This is a genomic window from Pseudomonas sp. 1152_12 (assembly GCF_052850675.1).
Genome location: NZ_VXCW01000053.1, coordinates 1 through 771 on the forward strand (window position 1 = coordinate 1; position 771 = coordinate 771).

1 protein-coding gene is annotated in these 771 nt (G+C 64.6%); it reads right to left on the bottom strand.

Annotated elements, in window-relative coordinates; genetic code table 11:
- Window positions 1-771, bottom strand: a 771-nt coding sequence (locus tag FW764_RS28070) for a hemagglutinin repeat-containing protein (protein WP_446436722.1), incomplete at both ends; no start/stop codon positions are given.

Sequence of the window (771 nt, forward strand, 5' to 3'; positions counted from 1 at the left end):
CCACATCCCCCCCAGCCTTAACCGAAGTCGCCACCTGGCTCACATGGTCTTCCTGCGCCTTAACCTTCTTCAGGTTCAACGCCGCATGCTGCTCATCCGCCGCCGAAGCCAAGATCAGGTCCCCACCCGCCGCCATCGCCACATCCCGCTTGGCTTCAATCTGGCTGGCAATTGCAGTCAAATCCCTACCAGCCTTTGCCGACAGGTCGCGACCCGCCGTCACCGACGAGCCGTTCTGCGTGACGGAGCTGCTGTTGGAGCGCGTTTGGGTGTTGGCGTTGTTGTTGACCTGCTCCACCGACCCAAAGCTCAGGTCGCGCCCGGCCTGAATCGTGGTGTCGCGCCCGCTGTCGAGCACGCTGCCCTGGTTGGAGACGTCGCGCCCGGCCTGGATGCTCAGGTCGTTGGCCGCTTCGATGCGGGCTGCGCTGCTGAGGAACTCGCGGTGTTCGCTGGACACGCCGTCGCTGCTGTCGTGACGGGTGATGGTGCGTTCGTTGATCACGTCGCCATTCACGGCGGTCATGGTCACGTCGCGGCCCGCAATGATGCCGCCGGCCTTGTTGACGATGTTGTTACCCGCCAGCAGGTCCAGGCGCTTGCCGGCCTCGATCAAGCCGCTGTTGACCAGGTCATTGCCGGCCTTGGCCGACAGGTTGTTGCTGGCGCGCAGGGTGCCGACGTTGTTCAGGTCTTGCCCGGCGATCAGGCTGACATCGTTACCCGCAATCAGCGCGCCGGTGGGTGCCAGGCGGTTGTTGGCGTTGGCCA